This window comes from Rhodococcus sp. MurmanLake-1 (assembly GCF_056945715.1).
Genome location: NZ_JBWZNF010000001.1, coordinates 156,222 through 182,824 on the forward strand (window position 1 = coordinate 156,222; position 26,603 = coordinate 182,824).

The window sequence follows — 26,603 nt, forward strand, 5'->3', positions numbered from 1 at the left end:
ATGGATACCGGCAAGAGGATCGATCCGCTGACCGGATCGCGAAGCCTGCCGGCAGGGGCGTTTCCCCTGTCAGCGGTGCAGCGCAGTATGTGGTTTGCGCAGCAACTTCACCCGACGGTGCCGTATTTCATTGCGCAGTACATCGAGTTCCACGGCGACCTGGACATGCAACTGCTCAGCCGCGCTGCAGTGGAGGCCGCCCACGAGTTCGAGTCGCCATTTCTGCGGTTGATGTACCCCGATGGTGAGCCGTGCCAGATCGTGGACTTCACGATCGATCCGGGTATCGACTACTTCGACTTCCGCGAGCGTGAGAACCCTCGGCAGGCTGCGTCGGAGTGGATGGACAACGATTACGCGACGACGCTCGACTTGACGCGTGATCGTCTCGTCGAGATGACAATTCTCCAAACTGGTGATCGAGACTACTTGTGGTACACCAGGATTCACCACGTTGCTCTCGACGGATACAGCGGAATGACGATAGTGAATCGAATTGCCGCGATCTACACCGCAGCAGTCGAGGGCCGGGAGCCTGCGGTAAACAAGGCGCTCGACGTCACGACGCTGTCCGAACTCGATCAGAAGTACCGCGAATCGAGTCGGTTCGAGGCCGACCGCGAATACTGGGCCCAGCGAGTGTCCGGCGTCGAGCACGGTTCTACGTTGGCAACGCGTGAGGGACCTCCGACTGCGCGTAGCGAACTCGTCAGTGCCGCGATGTCGGCGAACAGCCTTGCTGCCTTGGACGAGTGGAATTCGCGTTCCGGTGCCACTGCGGCGGCGGTGCTGATTTCGGCACTGGCGTGCTATTTGTCTCGCAACACCGGCTACGACGACGTTCTGATAAATCTGCCGGTCTCGGCGAGGACCACGGCACCGCTGCAACGCTCCGGCGGAATGCTGGTCAACGTCGCGCCCCTTCACATCCACGTCGACCCCGACGAAAGCGTGGACGATCTGGTCGGGCGGGTCCAACTCGAACTCCTCGGCGCGCTTCGTCATCAGCGATGCAGTCTCGAAGACATCAGGCGCGATGCGGGCTTGGCGGTCGGCGATGCACGACTGTCCGGTCCGATGATGAATGTGATGCTCTTCCGGCAGGAGATAACACTGGGATCACTGACCGGCGAGTTTCACATCGTCACGTCGGGGCCCGTCGAGGATCTCCTGGTCAACGTGTACCAGAGTGGCGACCCAGCTCAGACGTTGATCGACTTTCGTGGCAACCCCAATCGCTACGGTCACGACGAACTGGTTGAACACCACCGGGCGTTCACCGAGTTGGTCGCAGAACTGACAGCAGCACCGGCCGGTACGCCGATGAACCGGATTCATCCGGCAAGCGCCGAGGCCGGGGCACGCAGTGCGCAGCGGAGGGAAACCGAAAGGTTCTGGGCTGGATATCTGGGGGACTCCGACGAGGGTTCGGCGCTGGGGCTCGAGCGAATCGACGCAGAATCGGAGCCGACCACTACGAATCGGCTCAGCTTCCCGCTCGATCCCGCGGTCGCCGAACTTGCACGTACGGAAGATGTCTCACTCTTTGCCGTTGTCCACGCGGCATTTGCGGCATTGTTGTCGAGATCGACCGAGCGCCGTGACGTGTTGATCGGAACGAGGACCGAGTGGGGGACTTCGCCGCTGCGCTGCGAGGTCGATCCGGCGGCGCCGTTCGACGAGTTCGTGAGTTTTCTTGCTCGAGAACGCGACACGTTGTTGGTTCGATCGGCGGCAGGTATCCCCGAGCTGCCCGAGTTGCACGTCCATCTCAACGACGGCTCGCAGGAGACCACGATTGCCGGACTCGATGTGGCGATCGACGTCCACGCGGATACCGGCGCCCTCGAGGTGGCGTACTCCACGCAGCACTACGCCGAATCCACGGTCCAAGCCTTCCTCTCGCGACTGGTGCGGATCCTTGCGGGCGCAGCGGCAGCCCCGCGAACGTCGGTCGGAGATCTCGATCTTCTCGACGAGTTCGAGCGTGAGTTCCTTATGCCGGCACGGGGAGCGACCGCGTCCGCGCCGTTGACCCTGCCCGATATCCTCCGCCGGGCCGCGGCTGTGAACCCCGATGCCCCAGCGCTCGTTTTCGGTGATCGTGAGGTGAGCTACCGGGAACTCGACGCCGAGTCGAACACACTCGCCCGCGAACTGATCAACAGGGGAGTCGGCCCAGGTACCTACGTCGCCCTTGCACTGTCGAGGTCGATCGAATCGGTGACCGCGACGTGGGCAGTGGCCAAGACCGGCGGCGCCTTCCTCCCGATCGATCCGCACTACCCCGAGGATCGTATTCGGCACATGCTCACCGATTCGGGAGCTGTTGTCGGAATCAGCGTGGGGGAGCACCATGCCGGGCTCGCCGATTCGGTGGACTGGCTGCTTCTGGACGAACTGAACACCGACGAACCGAACGCGTACCGCTCGGACGCACCGCTCGACGATGTCGAACGTCGCTCACGCGTGCGCTACGACGACCCGGCTTACCTGATCTACACCTCGGGATCTACCGGCGTCCCCAAAGGCGTCGTGGTCAGTCACCGCGGGCTGAGCAGCTTCGCCGACGAAGAACGAATCAGGTTCGGAGTCGAACCAGGCGACCGCACCCTGCATTTCTCGTCGCCGAGCTTCGACGCTTCGGTACTCGAACTTCTCCTTGCCTTCGGCGGCGCGGCGACGATGGTGATAGCGCCGCCCACCGTGTACGGCGGCGACGAACTGGCCCAGGTGATGCGCGTCGGCCGGGTGACACACGCTTTCGTCACCCCGGCCGCGCTGGCAACAGTCGATCCCGCCGGCCTACCGGATCTACGAGTGGTCGTGACCGGCGGCGATGCCTGCTCGCCCGCGCTGGTAGATCAGTGGTCACACGGACGCTCGATGTTCAACGCGTACGGACCGACCGAAACCACCGTCGTCGCCACCCTGACCGGACCGCTGAGCAGCGATGTTCCCGTCACCATCGGAAAGCCGATGCGCGGCGCCGCGGCCGTCCTCCTGGATTCGCGGCTTCAACCGGTGCCGATCGGTGTCGCCGGCGAACTCTATGTGAGCGGTATCGGTTTGGCGCGTGGATACCACGCGCGAGCCACGATCACGGCCGAACGATTCGTCGCCGACCCCAACGGCGTTGCGGGAGAGCGCATGTACCGCACGGGTGACCTCGCGCGGTGGAACGGCGCGGGTGAGCTGGAGTACCTCGGACGGAGCGACTTCCAGATCAAGATCCGCGGTTTCCGCGTCGAACTCGGCGAGATCGACGACGTACTGCGCCGCCATCCGAGCGTCGCGCAGGCCGTCACCGCCGGAGTTTCGGGCCCGAGTGGGGAAACACTGTTGGCGGCGTACGTCACGGCGGCTGAGGGCACGCACATCGACAACTCCGAATTGATCGCCCACGCCGGATCCTCGTTGGCAGCGCACATGGTTCCGTCGCGGATCGTCGTACTCGATTCCATTCCACTGACTCCCGCCGGAAAGATCGACAGGAAAGCATTACCGGACATCGATTCGGCTGGCGGCACGGCCGAATACCGTGCCCCCGAGACCTCGACCGAGAAGCGAATTTCTGCGGTGTTCTGCGATCTGCTCGGCATCACCAGGGCAGGAGCAGACGACAGTTTCTTCGACCTCGGCGGTGACTCGCTGATCGCGACCCGAGTCGTGTCGAGGGTCAACGGAGCACTCGGGACGACGCTGAGCGTTCTCGACCTCTTCGAGGCGCCGACCGTCTCCGCTCTGGCTGCTCGCGCAGACCTCGCGGACTCGCGGAACACGCGCGCCCCAGCACTGACGCGTATCGATCGCCCTGACCGGATACCGGTATCTCTGGCTCAGCAACGTATGTGGCTGACCAATCAACTCGATCCGAGTTCGCCGGCGTACAACATTCCGATCGCGGTTTCGATGACCGGCGATCTCGACGTCGACGCACTGTTCACCGCACTGCGGGACGTGATCGTTCGGCACGAGGTCTTGCGGACCGTTTTCCCCGAGAGCGCCCGTGGTCCGGTCCAGCACGTTCTCGGTGTGGACGAGATGTTCGATCATCTCGAGGTGGAAACGGTGCCTGCCGCAGCGGCCGCAGCGCGGGCGAGCGAACTGGCACGAACGGGATTCGACGTCAGCGAATCGGTGCCGATCCGCGCCACTCTGCTCGAGGTGAACGAACGCGAGCACACCCTGGTCCTCGTCGTTCACCACATTGCAGCGGACGGCCTGTCGATGGCGCCGCTGGCTCGTGACGTGATGGTCGCTTACGCGTCGAGGGCGAGCGGGCGTGTACCGGCGTGGTTGCCGCTCGAAGTGCAGTACGGCGATTTCAGCGAATGGCAACGAGGAGCGCTCGGCGAAGCATCCGACCCGGATTCGATTCTCGCCGAGCAGTTGCGGTTCTGGTCGCACACTCTCGCCGAACGCGGTGAGCTCGCGGAACTGCCGATGGATCACCCGCGGCCTGCAGGTGTCTCGCTGCGCGGTGGAGATCTCGATTTCCGGATCGACTCCGCGACGTACCGCCGGGTCGGCGAGATCGCGGCGCGATGCGACGTCAGCGTGTTCATGGTGATCCACGCAGCGCTGGCCGTCCTGCTCAGTCGAGAATGTGGAGCGAACGACATCACGATCGGCACCCCGGTGGCCGGGCGTAGCGAGCGCGCCCTCGACGACGTCGTCGGAATGTTCGTCAACACGGTGGTGCTGAGGACGGTTCTCGACGGGGGACTCACCTTCGGTGAAGTTCTCACCCGCGTCCGGGACGTCGACGTGGCGGCCTTGCAGCACACCGAAGTGCCGTACGACGTACTCGTCGAATCCCTCGCAGAGCGCCAGGCACCGCTGTTCCAGGTCATGTTGGTGATGCAAGGCGCTGCTCCCGCCGAGGTCACCTTGCCCGAGCTCGACGTCACTGTTGACGAACTGTCCACGGGTGCAGCAAAGTTCGATCTTCAGGTCATTCTCACCGACCGCGGCGACCATCTCGACGGCCAGTTGAACTACGCCAGCCAACTTTTCGACTCGGACACCATGTCGGGCCTCGCTGATCGCTTCACGATGCTCCTCGACGCAGTAGCGGCCGACCCCGAATCAATCGTCGGCGACGTCGATCTCACAGCTGTGGGCGAGGCGGAACTGGTCCTCGAGCGCTGGAATGCCACCGAACACGCCGTACCGATCACCACCCTCTCCGACCTGGTGGCGGAGCAGGCAGCCCGGACGCCCGAGGGGGCCGCGCTCATCTACGGCGAGCGGACACTGACGTATGCGGAGTTCGACGCGAGGGTCAGCGAACTTGCCAGAACCCTCATCGCCCACGGTGTCGGCCCGGACATGCGCGTCGCGGTGTCGATTCGCCGGTCACCCGAACTACTCGTCGCGGTCCACGCCGTGATCCGTGCCGGCGCGGCGTATGTCCCGGTGGACCCCGACCATCCGGCCGAACGTATCGCGTACGTCTTCGACATCGCCGCACCGATCTGTGTGCTGAGCCGGCCCCAGGACCACGGCGCACTTCCCGCGCGAGTCCCGATCGTCGACATCGATCTCGATCGTCCCGTGTCCACGACGGTGCCGATCACCGACGCTGATCGGATCCGACCCCTCCTCCCGGACAATGCTGCATACGTGATCTTCACGTCCGGATCGACCGGTCGGCCGAAAGGCGTTGCAGTATCACACCGTTCGATCGTCAATCGCCTTCTGTGGATGCAAGACGCGTACCCACTTCACGCGTCGGACGTGGTGCTGCACAAGACTCCGGTGACCTTCGACGTCTCGGTGTGGGAACTGTTCTGGCCCCTGCATACTGGTGCGCAGTTGGTGATCGCGGAACCGGAGGGGCACCGTGATCCCGGGTACCTGTCGGCGTTGATGGCCGAAAAAGGCGTCACGACGGCGCACTTCGTTCCGTCGATGCTCGCGGAATTCGTCGCGGTCGCGACTGCCGGGCAGTGCGCAAGCCTGCGTCAGGTGTTCTGCAGCGGTGAAGCTCTCGCTCCCACCACCGCGGAGGCGTTCACCCGTCTGAGTTCTGCAGGATTGTTCAACCTGTACGGACCCACGGAGGCTGCCGTCGACGTGAGCGCCGCCGAATTCACCCCCGACATGACCGTCACCGTTCCCATCGGTGCTCCTGTGTGGAACACCCAGCTCTATGTCCTCGACGGGCGGCTGCATCCCGTTCCGGTCGGCGTTCACGGCGAGCTGTACCTGGCGGGAGTGCAACTGGCGCGTGGATACCTCGGGCGCAGCGATCTCACCGCCGACAGATTCGTGGCCGATCCGTACAGCCCGGCTGGCACCCGGATGTACCGAACCGGTGATGTCGTCCGGTGGCGCGCCGACGGGCTACTCGACTACGTCGGTCGACGCGATTTCCAGGTCAAGATCCGCGGCCAGCGCATCGAGCTCGCCGAGGTCGAAGCAGCGTTGCTCAGGCTGCCCGGTGTCACGCAAGCTGCTGCTCTCGTCCATCACGACGACGTGGTCGGTGACAGCTTGGTCGGCTACGTCATCGCCGAGACCGGCACCTCGATCGACACGGACGGCATGCGCGCCGAGTTGAGAGGTCTCCTTCCCGCCTACATGGTTCCCGCAGTGGTCATCGCCCTCGACGTGTTTCCGCTCGGCTCGACCGGCAAGCTCGATCGGAAAGCTCTGCCCGCTCCCAGCTTCGACAGCTCGCAGACGTATCTGGCGCCGAGAACACCGCTCGAAGCACAGTTGGCGGCGATCTTCGAGGAGCTTCTGGAATCCGGGGCAGTCGGTGTTCACGACAACTTCTTCGAGATCGGCGGAAACAGTCTCGTCGCTGCCCGAGCCGTGGCGCGCGTGAACGATTCACTCTCGTTGAACCTGTCGATCAGAGAGTTGTTCGACGCGCCGACCGTTGCGCAGTTGGCGGTCGAGTGCGCCACGGCGCGAGGGGGAGCAGCCGTTCTTCCGCTCGAGGCGTTGCCGCGGCCGCAGTCGATTCCGCTGTCGCTGGCCCAGAAGCGCATGTGGTTCGTCAATCAATTCGACGTCACCTCCGCGGCGTACAACGTGGCCATAGCGATCAGGCTGAGAGGCCGGTTGGACGTTGCGGCCTTGGAAGGCGCGATCACCGATGTGCTCGATCGCCACGAATCGCTGCGCACGCTGTTTCCCATGATCGAGGGAGTGCCGGCGCAGGTAATCGTGGAACCCGGTGAAGCGTTGGGGTCGCTACCGATTGTCGGCGCGAGCACCGAAGCGGTACTCGGGGAGATCGAACGCGTCACCTCGAGGGGCTTCGACGTGACGCAGGCTCCACCGATCAGGGCGGAACTGATCGAGGTCGACGCAGAAGATCACGTCCTGGCTGTGGTCGTCCATCACATCTGCGCCGACGGATTCTCGATGGCACCGTTGGCGTTCGACGTGATGAGCGCGTACTCGGCACGGCATCGAGGTGAGGCACCCGACTGGTCTCCTCTCCCGGTCCAGTACGCGGACTTCGCGATCTGGCAGGAAAGGGCTCTCGGACGGATAGACGAAGCGGAGAGCACCCTCGCCGGCCAGCTCGAGTACTGGACACGTCAGCTGGCAAGTGTGCCCGAGCTTCTCGCGCTCCCCGCAGATCGCCCGCGGCCGCGCGTACAGGATCTCTCGGGCGGCGTCGTTCGATTCGACATCGATGCCGGCATTCATCGTCGTCTGAGCGAAACCGCGATCGAACACCGAAGCAGTATGTTCATGGCGATACACGCCGCGTACGCGGTGCTCGTGGCCAGATTGTCCGGCATGGAAGACATCACGATCGGCTCACCGATCGCCGGACGCGGAAATGCCCTCCTGGATCCGATGGTCGGTATGTTCGTCGGAACGTTGGTGCTGCGCGCCGATGTCGACCCCGCAGCCTCGTTCACCGATCTGTTGGCCAGAGTTCGCAGCACCGACCTCGACGCCTTCGCTCACGCAGACGTCCCCTTCGAGCGCGTCGTCGATGCGCTCGCTCCGGAGCGGTCGACTTCGCATTCACCGTTGTTCCAGGTGATGCTGGAGTTCAAGAACACCAGTCGACCAGCAGTTCGTCTGACGGACCTCGAGGTCGAGGTCCTCGAACTCGAATCCGCCGTTTCGAATTTCGATCTGCAACTCACGCTTGCCGAGACATTCGACGACGACGGCCGGCCGGCGGGAATCGAGGCCGGGTTCACCTACGCGAGCGCCCTGTTCGACGAGTCGACGGTCGAAGGCTTCGCTCGATATCTTGTTCGGATCCTCGGTGCGGTGACCGAATCACCGCACACGCCGGTCGGCGACATCGATCTCGTGGTCGACACCGACACGATGAGCGTCGTGTCTGCACCGGAACTTCCCGGCCAGATTCACTTCTCGACGTTGCTCGAGCGGAAGTACGTCGACGAACCGCAGAGAACTGCACTGATTTTCGGCGACCGACATCTGACGTACTCCGATCTGGACCGCCGGGCCAATCGGCTTGCACGACTGTTGATCGGCCGCGGGGCAGGTCCGGAATCCGTTGTCGCCCTGGCATTGCCACGCTCACTGGAATCCGTGGTCGCGATCTGGGCGGTTGCCCGGACCGGCGCCGCATTCGTACCCGTCGACCCGGCGTACCCCGTCGACCGCGTACATCACATGATCAACGACTCGGGAGCGGGCGTCGTCCTCACCACCGCCGAGCATGTGGGTGTCGTCCCCGACGAGGCAGACGCAGTTCTGCTCGATCAGGCCGAGACACTGGCAACCCTCGAACAGTTCGGAGATCAGCGGCTGGAGGCCTCGGAACTGGCGGGGACGGTGTCTCTGGACAATCCCGCCTATGTCATCTACACCTCCGGTTCCACCGGCGTCCCCAAAGGAGTCATGGTCACTCACCGTGGGCTTTCGGCACTCGCCGAACAGGAACGTACTCGATTCGGGGTGGAATCGACCTCGCGCACGCTGCATTTCAGCTCACCGAGCTTCGACGCCTCGATTCTCGAACTCCTGATGGCCGTTGGTGCCGGGGCCACGATGGTCATCGCTCCACCGAGCATCATCGGCGGAACCGAACTGACGAGCCTGATCGCCGATCAGCACGTCACGCACGCCTTCATCACCCCGGCCGCTCTGGCCACGGTCGATCCGAGCGAACTGAACGAGCTGGTCTGCATCGGAACCGGTGGCGACGTCTGCCCGCCCGATCTCGTCGCCGCCTGGGTCAGTGATCACCGGATCATGATCAATGCCTACGGACCGACCGAATCGACGGTCGTCGCCAGCATCACCGAGCCGATGTCCCCGGCCGATCGAGTGACGATCGGCCGCCCGTCGACAGGCATCACTGCGTGGGTCCTCGACAATCGCCTGCACCGCGTCCCGGTCGGAGTGACGGGGGAGCTGTACGTCAGTGGCGACGGACTCGCCCGCGGTTACCGCAACCGCGCCGGCACCACCGCCGAACGTTTCGTGCCCAATCCCGCGGGCAGTGCGGGCACACGGATGTACCGCACCGGCGACCTCGCCAGGTGGAACAAGAACGGCGAACTCGAGTACCAGGGCCGAGGTGATTTCCAGGTCAAGATTCGTGGGTTCCGCATCGAACTCGGCGAGATCGAAGCAGTTCTGGCTCGCTATCCCGGGGTCGCGCATTCCGTGGTGACCACGCTCGAACGTGACGGAGGCGCCGCGCGAATCGTCGGATACGTCGTGCCCGCCAACGATGCTCAGACTGTGGATCCCGAGGCCGTCATCGCGTTCGCGGGTTCGGCTCTGGCCCCGTACATGGTTCCTGCGGCGGTGGTCGTGCTCGACGAACTGCCGATGACTGCCAACGGAAAGCTCGACCGCCGAGCCCTGCCGGTTCCCGACCTGCGAGCAACCCAGGCACGCTCGCGGGCTGCCGAGTCCGATACCGAGCGCACGCTGGCCGCCTTGTTCGTCGATGTCCTCGGTGTCGAATCGGTGGGCGTCGACGACTCGTTCTTCTCGATGGGCGGCGATTCGATCATGTCGATTCAGCTCGTCGCCCGTGCCCGCGACGCCGGGCTCGTGTTCACCCCGCGTGACGTCTTCGAGGTGAAATCGGTCGCCGGTCTTGCGGTTTTGCTGGCATCGACCAAGGACGACGAACCCGAGGTGCTCGAGGAACTTCCCGGAGGCGGCGTCGGCCACGTGCCGTTGTTGCCGGTGGCACAGTGGTGGCTCGACCGGCTCGGCTCCGATCTCCAGGGGCTCGATTCGTTCTCCCAAGCGACCCTTCTCAATGCGCCGCACGGGCTTCGCAGTGTGGAGCAGTTGACCGCAGCGCTTCAAGTCGTTCTCGATCGTCACGACATCCTTCGCGCGCGCCTCGAACTCGACGGCGAGCGCGGGCTCATAGTCGGCGATCCGGGATCTGTTGCAGCCGAGGACATCTGCCGGGTAGTCGAGGTCGAGGCCGAGCCGGGCACCGCCGTGTTCGACGCGGCGATCGTCGCCGCCCTGGGTGATGCACGTCGAGAACTCGACCCCGTCCGGGGCGAGATGGTGCGGGTCGTCTGGTTGTCCGGCGTACGCAACACCGGCCGGTTGCTCCTGGTGATCCACCACCTCGCGGTGGACGGCGTGTCCTGGCGCGTGCTCGTACCGGAACTTGCGTCCGCTTTCCACCGGATCGACGCCGGCGAGGAGCCGGAGCCGTCGTATTCGGGCACGTCGGTTCGTCGTTGGTCGCATGCGCTCCGTGACATCGCGCCCGATCGAAGAGTCGAATTGCCCCGGTGGCGTTCGATCCTCGAAGGTGACGACCCCCTGATCGGAACCCGGCCGCTGGACCCGCGGCTCGACACGTTCGATTCGGTCGGCCGAGTTGTCGCCGACGTGCCCGTCGAACTGTCCGACACAGTCCTGACCACGCTTCCCGCGCTCTTCGGTGGATCCGTCAACGACGGTCTCGTTGCTGCTCTCGCGCTGGCACTGACGCAGTGGAGGCAGGCACAGGGCATACGAACCGGCAACGTGCTCGTCTCGATGGAAGGTCACGGACGCGAGGCTCACGTGGTGCCCGGTGCGGACGTCCTGCACACCGTCGGCTGGTTCACCAGTGTCTTCCCGATGCGAATCGACCTCGCCGACATCGACATCTCGAACGTGTTGAGCAGCGGCCCCGAGGCAGCGGTGGTTCTCAAGCGGGTCAAGGAAGAACTGTTGGGAGTTCCGGACAGCGGCATCGGGTACGGAGTTCTGCGTTATCTCGACGAGGTGGGCCGAGCGGGACTGGAAGATCTCCGCCAACCGCAGATCTCCTTCAACTATCTCGGTCGTTTCTCCGGCACCGAAGCAGGAGAGTCGCTGGGGGACTGGGCACTGGCCCGCGACGTCGATCTGGAAGCGGCAGCTCGGTCCGAGATGCCCGTGGGTTCGGTCCTGGACGTCAATGTCGTCACCACCGAAATCTCGGGTGCACCGCACATCGGTGCCACTATCGCCTATCCCACCGGCGTGCTGGCAGAGCGCGATGCTCGCGCCATCGCCGAACTCTGGGTGCAGTCGTTGCGCGCTCTGGCCACCTACGCCGAACACAGCGAACGCGGGGGACTCACACCGTCGGACATCGACCTGATCGAACTGGACCAGGAGTCCATCGACCACCTCGAGCGCGAGTTCCCGACACTGACCGACGTCTGGTCCCTTTCACCGCTGCAATCCGGACTGCTCTTCCACGCCCGCTACGCCGAACACACAGTCGACGCGTACACCGTCCAACTCGCACTCGAACTCGACGGCGTCGACGCGTCCAGGTTGCACCGCGCCGCACAGGCGTTGCTCGACCGTCATGAGAACCTGCGAGCTGCGTTCACGACCGACACCGGTGGGCGATCGGTGCAGGTGATCAGCGCCGACGTGGACGTGCCGTGGACCGAGATCGACATCTCTCCGTTGGCCCCCACCGAACAGGCAACCGAGATACGCGAGCTCCTCCATGCGGATCGGGTGCGAGGCTTCGACATGGCCACGCCGCCCCTGCTGCGGTTCCTGCTTCTGCGAACCGGAGACGACGCGTATCGGTTGATCCTGACCAACCACCACATCCTCCTCGACGGATGGTCGATGCCGCTGCTGGTCCGTGACCTACTGACGCTCTACGCCACCGACAGTGATCACAGTGCCATCCCACGCGTGCACCCCTACCGGGACTATCTGAGCTGGATCAGCACTCGCGACGACAGCGTGTCGATCGAAGCCTGGGGCGAAGCACTCCGCGGACTCGACGACCCGACGCTGCTCACCGGAACTCACGCCGTCGACGAGGACGGCGCCACCTCACGCTCGACCACCACAGCCCTCGGAGAACGTGAGACGGAACTTCTGCGTGGATTCGTCCGCTCCCGTGGCCTGACGACAGCCTCCTTGATCCAGGTGGCCTGGGGAATCGTGCTCGCCGAACTCCTCGGCCGCGACGACGTCGTCTTCGGTGGAACCGTCTCCGGCCGACCACCCCAGGTGTCCGGCGTCGAGTCGATGGTGGGTTTGTTCATCAACACTGTCCCCGTCCGAGTTCGCCTCGACCCGCGAGAGTCACTGGCAGCGCTGTGCGTTCGTGTCCAAGCGGAACAGGCGCGGTTGTCCGATCACCATCATGTGGGGCTTTCGCACATCACTTCGGCAGTGGGGGCCGCTGCATCGTTCGACACGCTGACTGTGTTCGAGTCGTATCCCGTCGACCGCGGTGGACTCTCCTCGGGCACCGACATCGCCGGAATGCACGTTCTCGACGTCCACGACGCCGAGGATGCCGCGCACTATCCACTCGCGATCGTTGCCTCTGCGGCAGACGGGCGACTGCGGCTCAAATTCGAGTATTTCCCGGGAGTCCTGGGCGATCACGACATCGACGCGATCGCGGACCGGCTGCTCCGTACCCTCGAACTGATCACCGCACAACCGGATCTTCCGCTGGCGAAACTGCGTTTGATGCCGGATTCGCAAGTGCAGCAATTGGTTCCCGCGCGCGGCCGGCAAGGCCGCTCGGTAAGGACACTCGATCGCATCTTTTCGGACACCGCGAGCAGATTCCCCGAACGGGTCGCACTGTCCTGTGGTGACAGAAAGATGACCTATCGAGAGCTGGACGAGGCGTCGAATCAGTGGGCGCGCGTGCTCATCTCGGAAGGCGCGGGCCCGGACTCACGGGTGGCGATCTGTGTGGAACGGTCCTTCGAATCCGTCGCAGCGGTCTGGGCGATCACCAAGACCGGTGCCGCCTTCGTGCCGATCGATCCTCGCTACCCGAGTGACCGGATCTCGTTCATGCTCGAGGACTCGGCATCATCGCTCGGAATGACCACGGCTGCACACGCACCGGCCGGCGGTGGCGCAACGAAGTGGCTCGAACTCGACGACTCGGCGAACGCCACTCGGCTCTCCGGAGTGTCCACGTCACCGCTACGCGAAGACGAGCGCCGGGGAACCCCGCGGCTGGAGAACACTGCCTACCTCATCTACACCTCGGGCTCGACCGGCCGGCCCAAGGGTGTCGTCGTCACGCACACCGGTCTCGAGAACTTCGCCGACGAACAGCGTCATCGCTACGGTCTCACGGAGAATTCACGCGCGCTGCATTTCGCCTCGCCGAGTTTCGACGCCTCCGTTCTCGAGTATCTGCTCGCCTTCGCCGTCGGCGGCGAACTGGTCGTAGCTCCCACCACCGTCTACGGAGGGGCCGAACTGGCCGACGTTCTCCGAGAGGGACATGTCACGCACGCGTTCATCACGCCCGCAGCGCTGACGTCGGTGGATCCCGAGGGACTCGACGAACTGACCACCATCACGGTCGGTGGCGAGGCGCCCTCGGCGGACCTGGTGCGCACCTGGGCGCCGGGAAGATCGTTCGTCAACGTCTACGGACCCACCGAAACCACCATCTCCTGCAACCTCAGTGACCCCATCCCAGCCGGTGAGAAGGTCTATCTCGGGCCGCCGAACCGCGGCTTCAGCGAGGTCGTCCTCGATCGCAGACTTCAACCGGTGTCCGTCGGAGTTCCCGGCGAACTGTATGTCGCCGGAGTTGGACTCGCGCGCGGCTATCACGGGCGTTCACCGCTGACGAGCGAACGATTTGTCGCCAACCCGTACGGCGAGCCGGGGGAGCGGATGTACCGCACCGGAGACGTGGTGCGCTGGCGCAGTGACCGCACCATCGAGTACCTCGGACGCAGCGACTTCCAGGTCAAGATCCGCGGGTTCCGTATCGAACTCGGCGAGGTCGACACGGCGTTGGGTCAGCTGCCCGGTGTGGAGTACGCGGTCACATTGGCGGTGCGCGGACCCTCCGACGAGCAGGCCTTGGCGGCATATGTCGTCTGCGACGACGAACGCCCGGTGAGCGCCGAGGACATCCGGGCGGCGGCACGGGAGCTACTGCCGGCACACATGGTGCCAGCGAGCGTCGTCGTGCTCGACGAGCTACCACTGACCGGCGTCGGCAAGGTCGATCGGGCTGCTCTTCCGGCGCCTCGCTTCGACACCGATGCCGAAACACTCGCTGCACCGGCGACCGAGCTCGAACGGCTGGTGGTGGGCGTTTTCGAGGACGTGCTCGGAGTGTCCCCGATCGGTATCGATACTCACTTCTTCGACATCGGCGGAAACTCACTGACCGCGACCCGCGTCATCGCCCGCGTCAACGCACTTCTCGGCACCGACATCGGCGTTCGAGGATTGTTCGAGTCTCCGACAGTTCGGCAGCTGTCTCGTCTGGCGGAGAGTGTCGGCCGCGGCGAGAACCCCAGACCACCGTTGACTCGGCGATCTCGCCCGGATCCACTGCCCGTGTCATTGGCACAGAAGCGGATGTGGTTCCTCAACCAGTTCGACGTGACCTCGCCGGCCTACAACGTTCCCCTGGCAGTGCGCCTCGACGGCGATCTGGACTTCGCCGCATTGCAGGCCGCGGTAGCGGACGTATTGGGTCGCCACGAGAGCTTGCGGACGAAGTTCCCCTCGATCGACGGACAGCCGGTGCAGCAGGTGATGTCCAGCGACGAGGTCATGCCGATCCTGGAGCCGGAAATCGTCACTGCTGCCAGAGTGTCCGATCGAATCCTCGAGCTGGCCTCGGCAGGCTTCGACGCCTCGGCCGAAGTTCCGATCCGCTGCGCGGTCCTGCGCGTCGACGGGGACGAGCGCAGGCACGTACTCGTGATCGTCGTCCACCACATCGTCGCCGACGGGTTCTCGATGAACCCCCTGGCAGCGGACGTGGCAGCGGCCTATGCGGCCCGCAGCGCCGGCAGTGCGCCGAGCTGGTCGGAACTGGCCGTGCAGTACGGCGACTTCGCTGTGTGGCAGCACGAAGTGCTCGGCTCCGAGGAAGATCCGGACTCGGCTCTGACCCGTCAGCTCGATTACTGGAAGGACCGACTCGCGGGACTGGGCGAGCCGATCGCCCTGCCGACGTCGTTCCCACGTCCGGCAAAGCCGTCCATGGTCGGCTCTGTTCACCGGTTCGCGGTATCGCCGCAGTCCCATCGGGCGCTGACCGATCTGGCCCGCGAGCACGGCAGCACCATGTTCATGGTCATGCACGCAGCACTGGCGGTACTTGCGGCACGCCTGGCGGGTACCGAGGACATCGCCATCGGTACACCTGTCGCCGGGCGCGGCGAGGCCGAACTCGATCACCTGGTCGGAATGTTCGTCAACACTCTTGTGCTGCGGACACAGATCACGCCCGACGCGTCGTTCGAGGACGTACTCGCCCAGGTTCGCGAAGGCGACCTCGGCGCGTTCCAACACACCGACTTGCCCTTCGAAAGGTTGGTCGACGCACTCGCCCCGGAACGCTCGACGTCGCACACTCCGTTGTTCCAGATCCTCATCGAGTTCCGTAACAACGCGCTACCGCAACTCGAACTGCCAGGTCTGTCGGTCTCGGGAGTCGAGTTCGACCTACCCGTCGCCAAGTTCGATCTGCAACTCTCGGTCACCGAGCGTTACGACGCGGATGGCGGAACGGATGGAATCGACGCCGAATTCATCTACGCCACAGACCTGTTCGACGATGGATTGATCGAGTCGTTCTCGCGCAGACTGCTCACCCTCCTCGAGGCGGTCTCCCGAGAGCCGTCGACTCCTACCGGTGACATCGACGTCGTGGGCGCCGGCGAGCGTCGACAGATGCTGACCGAGTGGAACACTCACGCCGAACCGGCTCCGGCCGACAACATCGCGGACCGATTCTTCGAAGCTGTTGCAGCACATCCGTCGTCGACCGCGGTCAACGACAGCGACGGCGCCATGACGTACGCCGAACTGGACGGGCGCGCGAACCGCCTGGCGCGGCTCCTGATCGGCCGCGGTATCGGTCCGGAATCCGTGGTTGCCGTTGCGATGCCCAGAACCACCGATCTCGTGCTCGCCCTCGTCGCCGTCATCAAAACCGGGGCGGCATACCTGCCGGTCGACATCACCTACCCGGCCGAGCGCATGCGATTCCTCTTCGACGACGCGCGGCCGGTATGCCTGGTCACGACCGGAGACTTCCGAAGCGACCTACCTTCGGAGATCATCGAATCCGGCATCGACATCGTCGAACTCGGATCGCCGGAGATCGCGGTACGCCTCGATCACTCCGCGCCACATCGCATCACCGACGCGGACCGGACGACACCACTTCTGCCCGACGCGATCGCGTACATCATCTACACCTCCGGATCCACAGGGCGCCCCAAAGGTGTCCAGGTCAGCCACCGAAACGTTCTGACTCTGATGGACAACACCTCCCCGACATTCGGGTTCGACAACACGGACGTGTGGACGATGTTCCACTCGTACGCATTCGACTTCTCCGTCTGGGAGCTGTGGGGGCCACTGCTGCACGGTGGCCGGTTGGTCGTCGTCGACTACTACACGACCAGATCGCCGGACATGTTCCACGAACTGCTCCGCCGTGAGCGAGTGACGGTGCTGAACCAAACACCCACCGCCTTCTACCAACTCGCCGAAGCCGACCGTGCGTACTCACCGAACGGCACCGGTCCCGACCTTGCACTGCGTTACGTCGTCTTCGGTGGAGAAGCGCTCGATCTCGGGCAATTGCGCAAGTGGTACGACCGGCGGGCCGACACGGCGCCGACGCTGGTCAACATGTACGGGATCACCGAGACGACAGTGCACGTCAGTCGAATCGCGCTCGACCGCAACGACAGCGAGCACGCGTCGGCGAGCATCATCGGGCGAGCAGTACCAGGATTGTCCGTCTACGTACTCGATCGGCGACTGAACCTGGTGCCACCAGGTGTTGTCGGCGAAATGTACGTCGCCGGTGACCAGGTGACTCGGGGATACCTCGGGAAACCCGCATTGACTTCGGTGCGGTTCCTTCCCGATCCATTCGGTAGTTCGGGGGATCGAATGTATCGGAGCGGGGACCTGGCGAGGTGGAACGACGCGGGGCAGTTGGAGTACGTGGGCCGCAGTGATTTCCAGGTGAAGGTGCGTGGTTTCCGCATCGAACTCGGAGAGATCGAAGCCGCAATGCTCCGCTGCCCCGGCGTCGCTGCCTCGGTAGCACTTGTTCGAACAGAGGGAGCGTCACCGCGGATCGTCGGGTACGTGGTCGCCGAAACAGGCAGTACCGTCGATTCAGCGACGGTGACCGACTTCGTCGCCGCCGAACTCGCGGAGTACATGGTGCCCACCGCGATCGTCGTCCTCGAATCACTTCCGCTGACGGTCAACGGAAAGCTCGACCGACGCAGCCTCCCGGCTCCGGACTTCACCGTGACGGGAACAACCGAGGCGACGCGGGCACCAGCCACCGCCACCGAAGCGGTCCTCGCGGATCTCTTCGGAGAGGTTCTGGGGCGGGGCGGTATCGGAGTGGACGATTCCTTCTTCGGCCTCGGCGGCGATTCGATCATGTCGATCCAACTCGTCTCACGGGCGAAGTCCGCAGGCCTCATCTTCACTCCGCGGGACGTCTTCGAAGCGAAAACCGTGGCCGGCCTCACCAAGGTCCTCCTCATCGAATCATCGGAAACCGCACCGGTTCTCACTGAGCTACCCGGCGGGGGAGCCGGCCCGCTACCGCTCACACCGATCATGGAGTGGCTCGTCGAACGCAGTCGCGGTGACCTGAGCACGATCCGCAGTTACAGCCAGAGCGCGCTGATCGCACTGCCCGCGGATGTGTCCGGCCCCGCGCTGGAGCGCGCACTACAAACGATCCTCGACCGCCACGACGTACTGCGGGCACGTCTGGAGGCCGCGACTCACCAACTCGAGATCAGCGAACCCGGCACCGTCGCAGCCTCCGACATCTTGCACCGAACCCCTATCGTGTCCACCGGCGGCGAAGAATTCTTGCGCGCGGCAGAAGCCGCGATGCAGGACGCATCCAGCCGACTCGATCCCGAGCACGGCAAGATGATCAGCGCAGTCTGGTTGGATCCGGTCAGCGCGAACGGCAACCGGCCTGAGGCGGGACGGTTGCTCCTGGTACTTCATCACCTCGCGGTCGACGGTGTGTCCTGGCGAATGCTGGTCCCCGGCCTGGTCACGGCATATGCGTCGGCGTTCGACGGCGAAACACCGATTCTTCCGCCCGGCGGAACGTCGATACGTCGCTGGGCGACAGCGCTCGCCGAGACCGCCGCAGATCGACGCGACGAGATCGACCTGTGGTCGAGGATGCGGACCGACGAACCAATGCTCGGAACGCGCGGGCTAGACCCCGCGGTCGACGTCGGAGCCACCGTCGACCGCGTCAGCGTCGACGTACCGACCTCGGTGACCGAGAACATCATCTCGGCGGTGCCACGACATTTCGGAGGCTCGGTGAACGACGGGCTGCTTGCTGCTCTCGCGATTGCCGTCACCGCCTGGCGTCGATCGCGCGGACAGCGCAGCGGGGAAGTGCTCGTCAATCTCGAGGGACACGGGCGCGAGGAGAACGCAGCGCCTGGCGCAGACCTCTCGCGCACAGTCGGTTGGTTCACCACCTTGTTCCCCGTCCGGATCGATCTCACCGGACTCAATGTCGTCGATGCACTGTCCGGGGGATCAACCGCGGCCTCCGCTGTGAAAGTCGTCAAGGAAACGCTGCTCGGTCTGCCGGACAACGGCATCGGGTTCGGGATGCTCAAGTACCTCGACCGAAACGACGAACTACAGGAGTTGCCCACACCTGAGATCTCGTTCAACTACCTCGGACGTTTTGCCGGCTCGGACCCCGAGCACGGCGAGGTGCCGTGGCTGCCGATCTCGGAAGTGACGCTCGACGAAGCGCACAGCGGAGATCTTGCCGCCGCGTCGGTGCTCGACATCAATGCCGTCACCACCGACACCGCGCACGGTCCGATTCTGCGCGCTACGTGGTCCTTCCCCCGCGGCATCCTCAGCGAAGCCGAAGTCACGGAACTGGCGGAACTCTGGTCCCGAGCACTCGGCTCGTTGAGTGAATACGTGGACGAACACTCCGAGCGCGAGCTCACGCCCACCGATCTCGATCTCGTCACCGCGGATCAGCAGAGCATCGAACAGCTCGAGCGTAGGTTCCCCGACCTGACCGATATCTGGTCACTGTCACCGCTGCAGTCGGGCATGCTCTTCCACGCCCAGTTCGACGAAACGGAAATCGATCCGTACATGGTGCAACTGACCCTCGAGCTCGGGGGTCGGGTGGAGGCACCGCGCCTGCGTCGCGCCGCGCAGGCCTTGGTTGATCGTCATCCGAGCTTGCGCGCGGGATTTGCCTCCGCGCCGGGAGGGCGGGCGCTGCAGGTAATCCGTTCCGGTGTCGAGATCGGCTGGGCCGAGATCGACCTGTCCGGGACCGAGGACAGTGAAGTCGCGTTCGCTCAGCTGCTCGAGCGTGATCGCGCTCAGCGTTTCGACATGGAAACAGCACCCCTGATCCGGTTCATGCTCGTACGATTCGGACCGGACACAGCACGCTTCGTCGTGACGAACCACCACATCCTGCTCGACGGCTGGTCAACCCCTCTGTTACTTCGAGACCTGCTCACTCTCTACGCAACCGACGGCGACCCCGAGATTCTGCCCAGAGTTCAGTCATATCGCGACTACCTCACCTGGATCTCGAAGCAGCACCCCGACTCTTCTCTGCGAGCCTGGCAGGAAGCGCTACGAGGAGTGGACTCATCCACCCAACTCTCGCAAGCGAGCACCGCCGCCGAAACCGTTGCCAGTGACATTCACTCGTACGCGCTGCCGACCGAACGAGCCGAGACCCTTCGGGCGTTCGCGCGAAGCCGCGGATTGACCATGGCAACCCTGGTCCAAGTGGCCTGGGGAATCGTGCTCGCCGAACTCCTCGGCCGCGACGACGTCGTCTTCGGTGGAACCGTTTCCGGACGCCCACCACAGGTGTCCGGTGTGGAATCGATTGTCGGCTTGTTCATCAACACAGTGCCCGTGCGAATCCGCCTCGACGCCCGAGAAACCCTCGCGGAACTGGCCATTCGCGTCCAATCCGAGCAAGCGTCACTACTCGACCACCACCACATCGGACTGTCGGACATCGCGGGAGCAGTGGGCGCCGCCGGTTCATTCGACACCCTGACGGTATTCGAGTCGTATCCCGTCGACGAGGCAGCCCTGACCGCCGAAACCGACATCGCGGGAATGCACGTCCTCGGCATCGACGGACGCGACTCGGCGCACTATCCGATTGCCGTTGTCGCGTCGGAAAGTGACACGCTGAACCTGAAGATGGAGTACTTGCCGACGCACTTCTCCGCCCGCGAAGTCGCGAAGATCACCGAGCGCGTGGGCATCGTCCTCGAGCAGCTGGCGTCGGCGCCGGATCAGCCGCTGGCCCGCCTGCAGGTTCTCACGGAGTTCGAGAGCCGTGATCTTGCGCCGGTCTTCGGATCCCCGGGTCGCTCCGCTCGTACGCTCCCGGAAATACTCGCCGACGTCTCCGCCACATATCCCGACCGCATCGCGCTCTCGGCCGGCAGCCGTTCCATGACCTACATCGAACTGGACCGACGCTCGAACCAGTTGGCCAGAGCCATGATCCGCCGCGGCGCCGGGCCCGAGACGTCGGTGGCCATCGGCATCGAAAGATCCGTCGAATCAGTACTCGCGGTGTGGGCAGTGGCCAAGACCGGCGCAGCGTTCGTCCCCGTCGACCCCACCTATCCGGCCGACCGAATCGAACACATGCTCAGCGACTCCGAGGTGTTGTTCGGGTTGACCGTCGTCGACGCCATCGACACATTGCCACCCATCGTGTCCTGGTTGGTGCTCGGAGAGGAAGCATTCGACGACGACGTCGCCACAAGCTGCACGCTGCCGATCGCCCAGGACGAACGGCTTGCACCGGTGGTCATGGACAACGCCGCCTACGTGGTCTACACCTCGGGATCCACCGGCCGACCCAAGGGAGTTGTCGTCACCCACACCGGACTCGACAGCTTCGCGCTCGATCAGCAACGTCGATTCCACGCCGATCACCACTCTCGGACCCTGCACTTCGCCACCCCCAGCTTCGACGGTGCCATCTTCGAGTACCTGCAGGCATTCGGTGTCGGAGCAACCATGGTGATCGTCCCGACCGACATCTACGGCGGCGCCGAACTGGCAAGTCTGATCCGCCGCGAACACGTCACTCACGCGTTCGTCACCACGGCGGCACTCGCCACCGTCGATCCGGCCGGCCTGGACGAATTCCGGCACGTCGTCGTCGGGGGAGAGGCTCTGCCACCGCACCTCGTCGGTCTGTGGGCACCCGGGCGGGAATTCGTCAACGCCTACGGCCCCACCGAGACAACCGTCATGGCAGACATCAGCGAACCCATGACAGTGGGTGCACCCATCACGATCGGTGGCCCGATCCGCGGTGTGCACGAGATGATCCTCGATTCGCGCCTGCAACCGGTGCCCGTCGGAGCTCCCGGCGAGCTGTACATCGCCGGCATCGGCCTGGCTCGCGGATACCACCGGCGTCCCGGCTTGACCAGCGAGCGATTTGTCGCCGACCCCTTCGGCAAGCCAGGCGACCGGATGTACCGCACCGGTGACATCGCCTCCTGGCGAAGCGATCACACCATCGAGTACGTAGGCCGCAGCGACTTCCAGGTGAAGATTCGCGGATTCCGTATCGAACTCGGTGAGGTGGACGCCCAGATCACTGCAATGGCAAGTGTCACGAACTGCGTGACACTCGGCGTCGACGGACCGGCCGGCGCAACCGTTCTCGCGTCTTACCTCACCGTCGAGGAAGGGTCGACGCTGACCGGCGCAGAGATCACCGCGCACCTCGCCGGACGTGTTCCCTCGCACATGGTTCCGGCCAGCATCATGATCGTCGACGAGCTACCGCGCACCGCGGTCGGCAAGCTCGATCGAAAAGCGTTGCCGACCCCGGAGTTCACCGGAACCGGCGTGGAATTCCGGGCTCCCGGCACCAGCCTCGAGCGTCGGATCGCCGACGCCTTCATCGATGTACTCGGCGTCGAGCAGGTAGGCGTCGACGACAACTTCTTCGAACTCGGCGGCAACTCGCTGATCGCCACTCGCGTGGTCTCGCGGCTCAACTCCGCACTGAACATCGACGTCGGGGTGCGCGTGCTCTTCGAGGCACCGACGACAGCTCAGCTCGCCGAACGGCTTTCCGACGCTGTCACTGCGGTCGGCACTGTGCCGCTCACTCCCATGGAGCGCGACGGTAACGTCCCGCTCTCGTTGGCGCAGAAGCGCATGTGGTTCCTGAACCAGTTCGACACACGCTCAGCCGCGTACAACATCCCACTAGCTGTTCGCCTCACCGGTGACCTCGACGTCACCGCCATGCAACAGGCGATCGCCGACGTCGTCGAGCGGCACGAAACCCTGCGGACGGTGTTCCCCGCCGTCGGCGGCGATCCGATTCAGAAAGTGCTCACCGCCGACGAGGCCGTACCGCCGGTCCGTGAAATGACGTTGGGAGAGCACGAACTCGCAGAGCGCATGCAACGACTCGCCACGACCGGTTTCGACGTATCGGTGGACCTGCCGCTGCGCGTCGCGCTCTTCCGCCTCGACACCGATGAACCCGTTCACATTCTGTTTGTCGTGGTCCATCACATCTGCGCCGACGGTTCGTCGATGGCGCCGCTCGCACGCGACGTGATGACGGCCTACCTGGCGCGCACGGCAGGAACCGAACCCACTTGGGCGCCACTCGAAGTGCAGTACGCGGACTTCACGTTGTGGCAGCACCGCGTCCTCGGATCGGAAGACGATCCGGAATCCGTCATCAGTCGCCAATTGCGCTACTGGAGTGAGCAACTCGCCGGCCTCGACGACGTCATCGCACTGCCCACCGACCACCCGCGGCCCGTACAACAGACCTTCCACGGTGACCGATTCACCTTCGACATCGACGCCAACACCCACCGCGCCCTCGCGGACCTCACCAGGGCAAACGGTGTCACGATGTTCATGGCTCTGCACGGCGCACTGGCCGTGCTGATGTCGAAACTGTCCGGCGCCGAAGAGGTCACCATCGGCACACCGATCGCCGGCCGCGGTCAGGCAGCGCTCGACCATCTCGTCGGAATGTTCGTCAACACGCTGGTCCTGCGCACAGGCGTCGACCCCGACATCACGTTTGCCGAACTGGTGGAACACATCCGGGAAATCGATCTGGCCGCATTCCAGAACTCGGATCTGCCATTCGAACGGCTCGTCGACGTCATCAATCCGACCAGATCCACGTCGTACTCACCGTTGTTCCAGGTCGCCCTCGAACTTCAGAACAACGAACCAGCGCATTTCCACTTGCCCGGCCTCGATATCGAAGGCCTCACCGTGGAAACCGAATACGCGAAGGAAGATCTCGAACTGATCGTCGACGAGAAGTTCGACGAGTCCGGCGCCCCGGCCGGGATGTCCGCTGCCTTCGGCTTCGCAACCGATCTCTTCGAACCCGCCACCATTCGGCGCTTTGCCGACCGCCTGCGTCTGATCCTCGACACTGTCGGACGCGAACCCGCAACACGTATCGCCGACATCGGCATCCTCGCCGCCGACGAAACAGCAGCCCTGGTGCCGGCATCCGGTGCAGCAGCGACTCGCGTGCAGGTGTGGCCGGAGATCCTCGCCGAGGCAGTCGCCTCGAACCCGGATGCTCCAGCTCTCTCGAGTCGCGAGGGGTCGATGACCTACCGCGAGCTCGACGAGGAATCGACGAAGCTGGCTCGAGCGTTGTGCCGGCGCGGTGTCGGACCCGAAGATTTTGTGGCGCTGGGTCTGCCGCGGTCCACGGCGGAGATCGTCGCCATCTGGGCGGTCACGAAAACCGGAGCAGCATTCCTGCCGGTCGACCCGAACTATCCAGACGATCGCATCAACCACATGCTCGACGATTCGCGGGCCGTACTCGGCATCACCGACGACGCTCACCGCAGTCAACTTCCCGACACGGTCGAGTGGATGGTCCTCGATGAAGCGCAGACCGTCGACGAGATCGACGGCCAGAGCGCCGCCGCGATCACCGACCTCGACCGCACGATCCCCTTGCATCACGGGCATCCCGCGTACCTGATCTACACCTCGGGTTCAACCGGGAAGCCGAAGGGCGTCATCGTCACCCACCTCGGTTTGTCCAACCTCAACGCCGAGGAACATCAGAGATTCAACGTCCAGCCCTATTCGCGTATCTCTCACTTGGCATCACCGAGCTTCGACGCCTCGGTCTTCGAACTCATGATGGCGTTCGGCAGCGGAGCCTGCCTGGTCGTCATCCCACCCACGGTCTTCGGCGGATCCGAGTTGGCCGAAATCTTTGCCGACGAACACGTCTCACACGCGTTCATCACGCCGACCGCGCTCAGCTCCATCGAAAGCTCCGCGCTGCCAGAACTCCGCGTGCTCGCAGTCGGTGGCGAAGCCTGCCCACCCGAACTCGTGGACATCTGGGGCCGCGACCGCCGCATGTTCAACGGATACGGACCTACCGAATCCACCATCCAGGCCAGCGTCAGTGAACCCATGCGGCCGGGCAAGGACATCAACATCGGCCGACCGGCCATCGGCTTTGCCGGCCTGGTCCTCGACGGGCACCTCAAGCCCGTGCCAGTAGGAGTCATCGGGGAGCTGTACGTGACCGGCCCCGGACTCGCCCGCGGGTACCACAATCGTCCCGACCTCACCGCCGACCGATTTGTCGCCGATCCGTTCGGCGAACCAGGCCAGCGGATGTACCGCACAGGCGACCTGGTGCGCTGGCGCTCCGACAGCACACTCGAATACCTCGGCCGCAGCGACTTCCAGATCAAGGTCCGCGGATTCCGCATCGAGCTCGGCGAAATCGACTCAGTCCTGATGGCACACCCATCCGTCTACTTCGCCGCAACACTTGGGCACGAAGCACCGTCGGGGGAGACGATGATCGCCTCCTACATCCAGCCTGTAGAAGGACAGACCGTCGACGACTGGGAGCTTCGCCGCCACCTGTCTTCTCGCCTGCCTGCGCACATGGTTCCCGGCGCGATTGTCGTCGTCGACCGAATTCCGGTGACACCGGTCGGCAAGCTGGACCGTAAAGCACTGCCGACGCCGAGCTTCGAGCGTCGTACAGTCCCGTACGCGCCGCCGACCAACGACACCGAACGAACGGTCGTCGACATCTTCGAGACCGTGCTCGGTCACGAGCACATCGGCGTCGACGACGACTTCTTCGAACTGGGAGGAACGTCGATCGTCGCCACTCGAATAACCATCGAACTCGAGAAGCGCCTCGGGATGCGAGTGCCGTTGCAATCGCTTTTCCTGGATCCGACACCTGCCGGTGTCGCCCGGGCGGCCGACGGAATGGACGCACACACTCCGGACGATTCTTCGGATCTGCTCGCCCCGATGATCACGCTGCGCGCCGGATCCGATCGAGCACCACTGTTCTTCGTCCATCCGGGTATCGGATTGTCCTGGGGTTATGCAGAATTCGTCAAGCACCTCGAGCTGGATCAACCCGTCTACGGTCTTCAGTTACCGTCCCTGAGCGGCGGACCCAGCTTCGACTCGCTGACCGAACTCGCCGACGACTACGCGAATCGCATTGCAGCCGTGGCACCGACCGGCCCGATCCATCTGACCGGCTGGTCGCTCGGCGGCGTCATCGCACACGCCGTGGCGCACAGTCTCACTCGGAGCGGACGTGACGTGACGTTGTCGATCCTCGACAGCTATCCGTCGTCGGATTCCGATCAGCCCGCAGAACTCTCGGTCTCCGAACTACTGGCCGGGCTCGCGATGCCGGCGGGATCCGAGACCGTCGAAACCTTCGAAGAAGCGGCGGAATTGCTGGAGCAGACCCTGGGCGCCGGAATCGGAATCGAAGCGGAGCATCTAGCGCGGATCAGTCGCGGTTACTCCCACTCCGTCGAATTGACGAATCGGCACCAACCGCCTGTCCACCTTGGAGCCATCGAGTTCTTCGTAGCCGGAAGATCTACGGAGAACGGACACGACGTGGCCGAATGGCGAAGGTTTGTGCAAGGCGACATTCGAGTCACCGAAGTCGATTGTGAACACAACCAGATGATCGAACCGGGTCCGGCGGCAACCATAGCTGTACGATTGCGGGAAGTTATCGCTCAGTGGGGTGTCTGAACCAGGTTCGACATGGGTATGAGTGA

Annotated in this window: 1 protein-coding gene; it reads left to right on the forward strand. The window is 64.2% G+C overall.

Features of this window, described 5'->3' with window-relative positions; all coding sequences use genetic code 11:
• The gene (locus AC2ETI_RS00745; protein WP_483633446.1) at positions 1-26,577 is read left to right on the forward strand and encodes a non-ribosomal peptide synthase/polyketide synthase; all 26,577 of its coding nucleotides are present in this window, start codon (positions 1-3) and stop codon (positions 26,575-26,577) included.
• Positions 26,578-26,603: the final 26 nt, after the last annotated feature.

What these genes read in the sequence shown, in the direction of transcription:
- AC2ETI_RS00745 (WP_483633446.1), top strand. Translation starts at nt 1, where the DNA reads ATGGATACCGGCAAGAGGATCGATCCGCTGACCGGATCGCGAAGCCTG.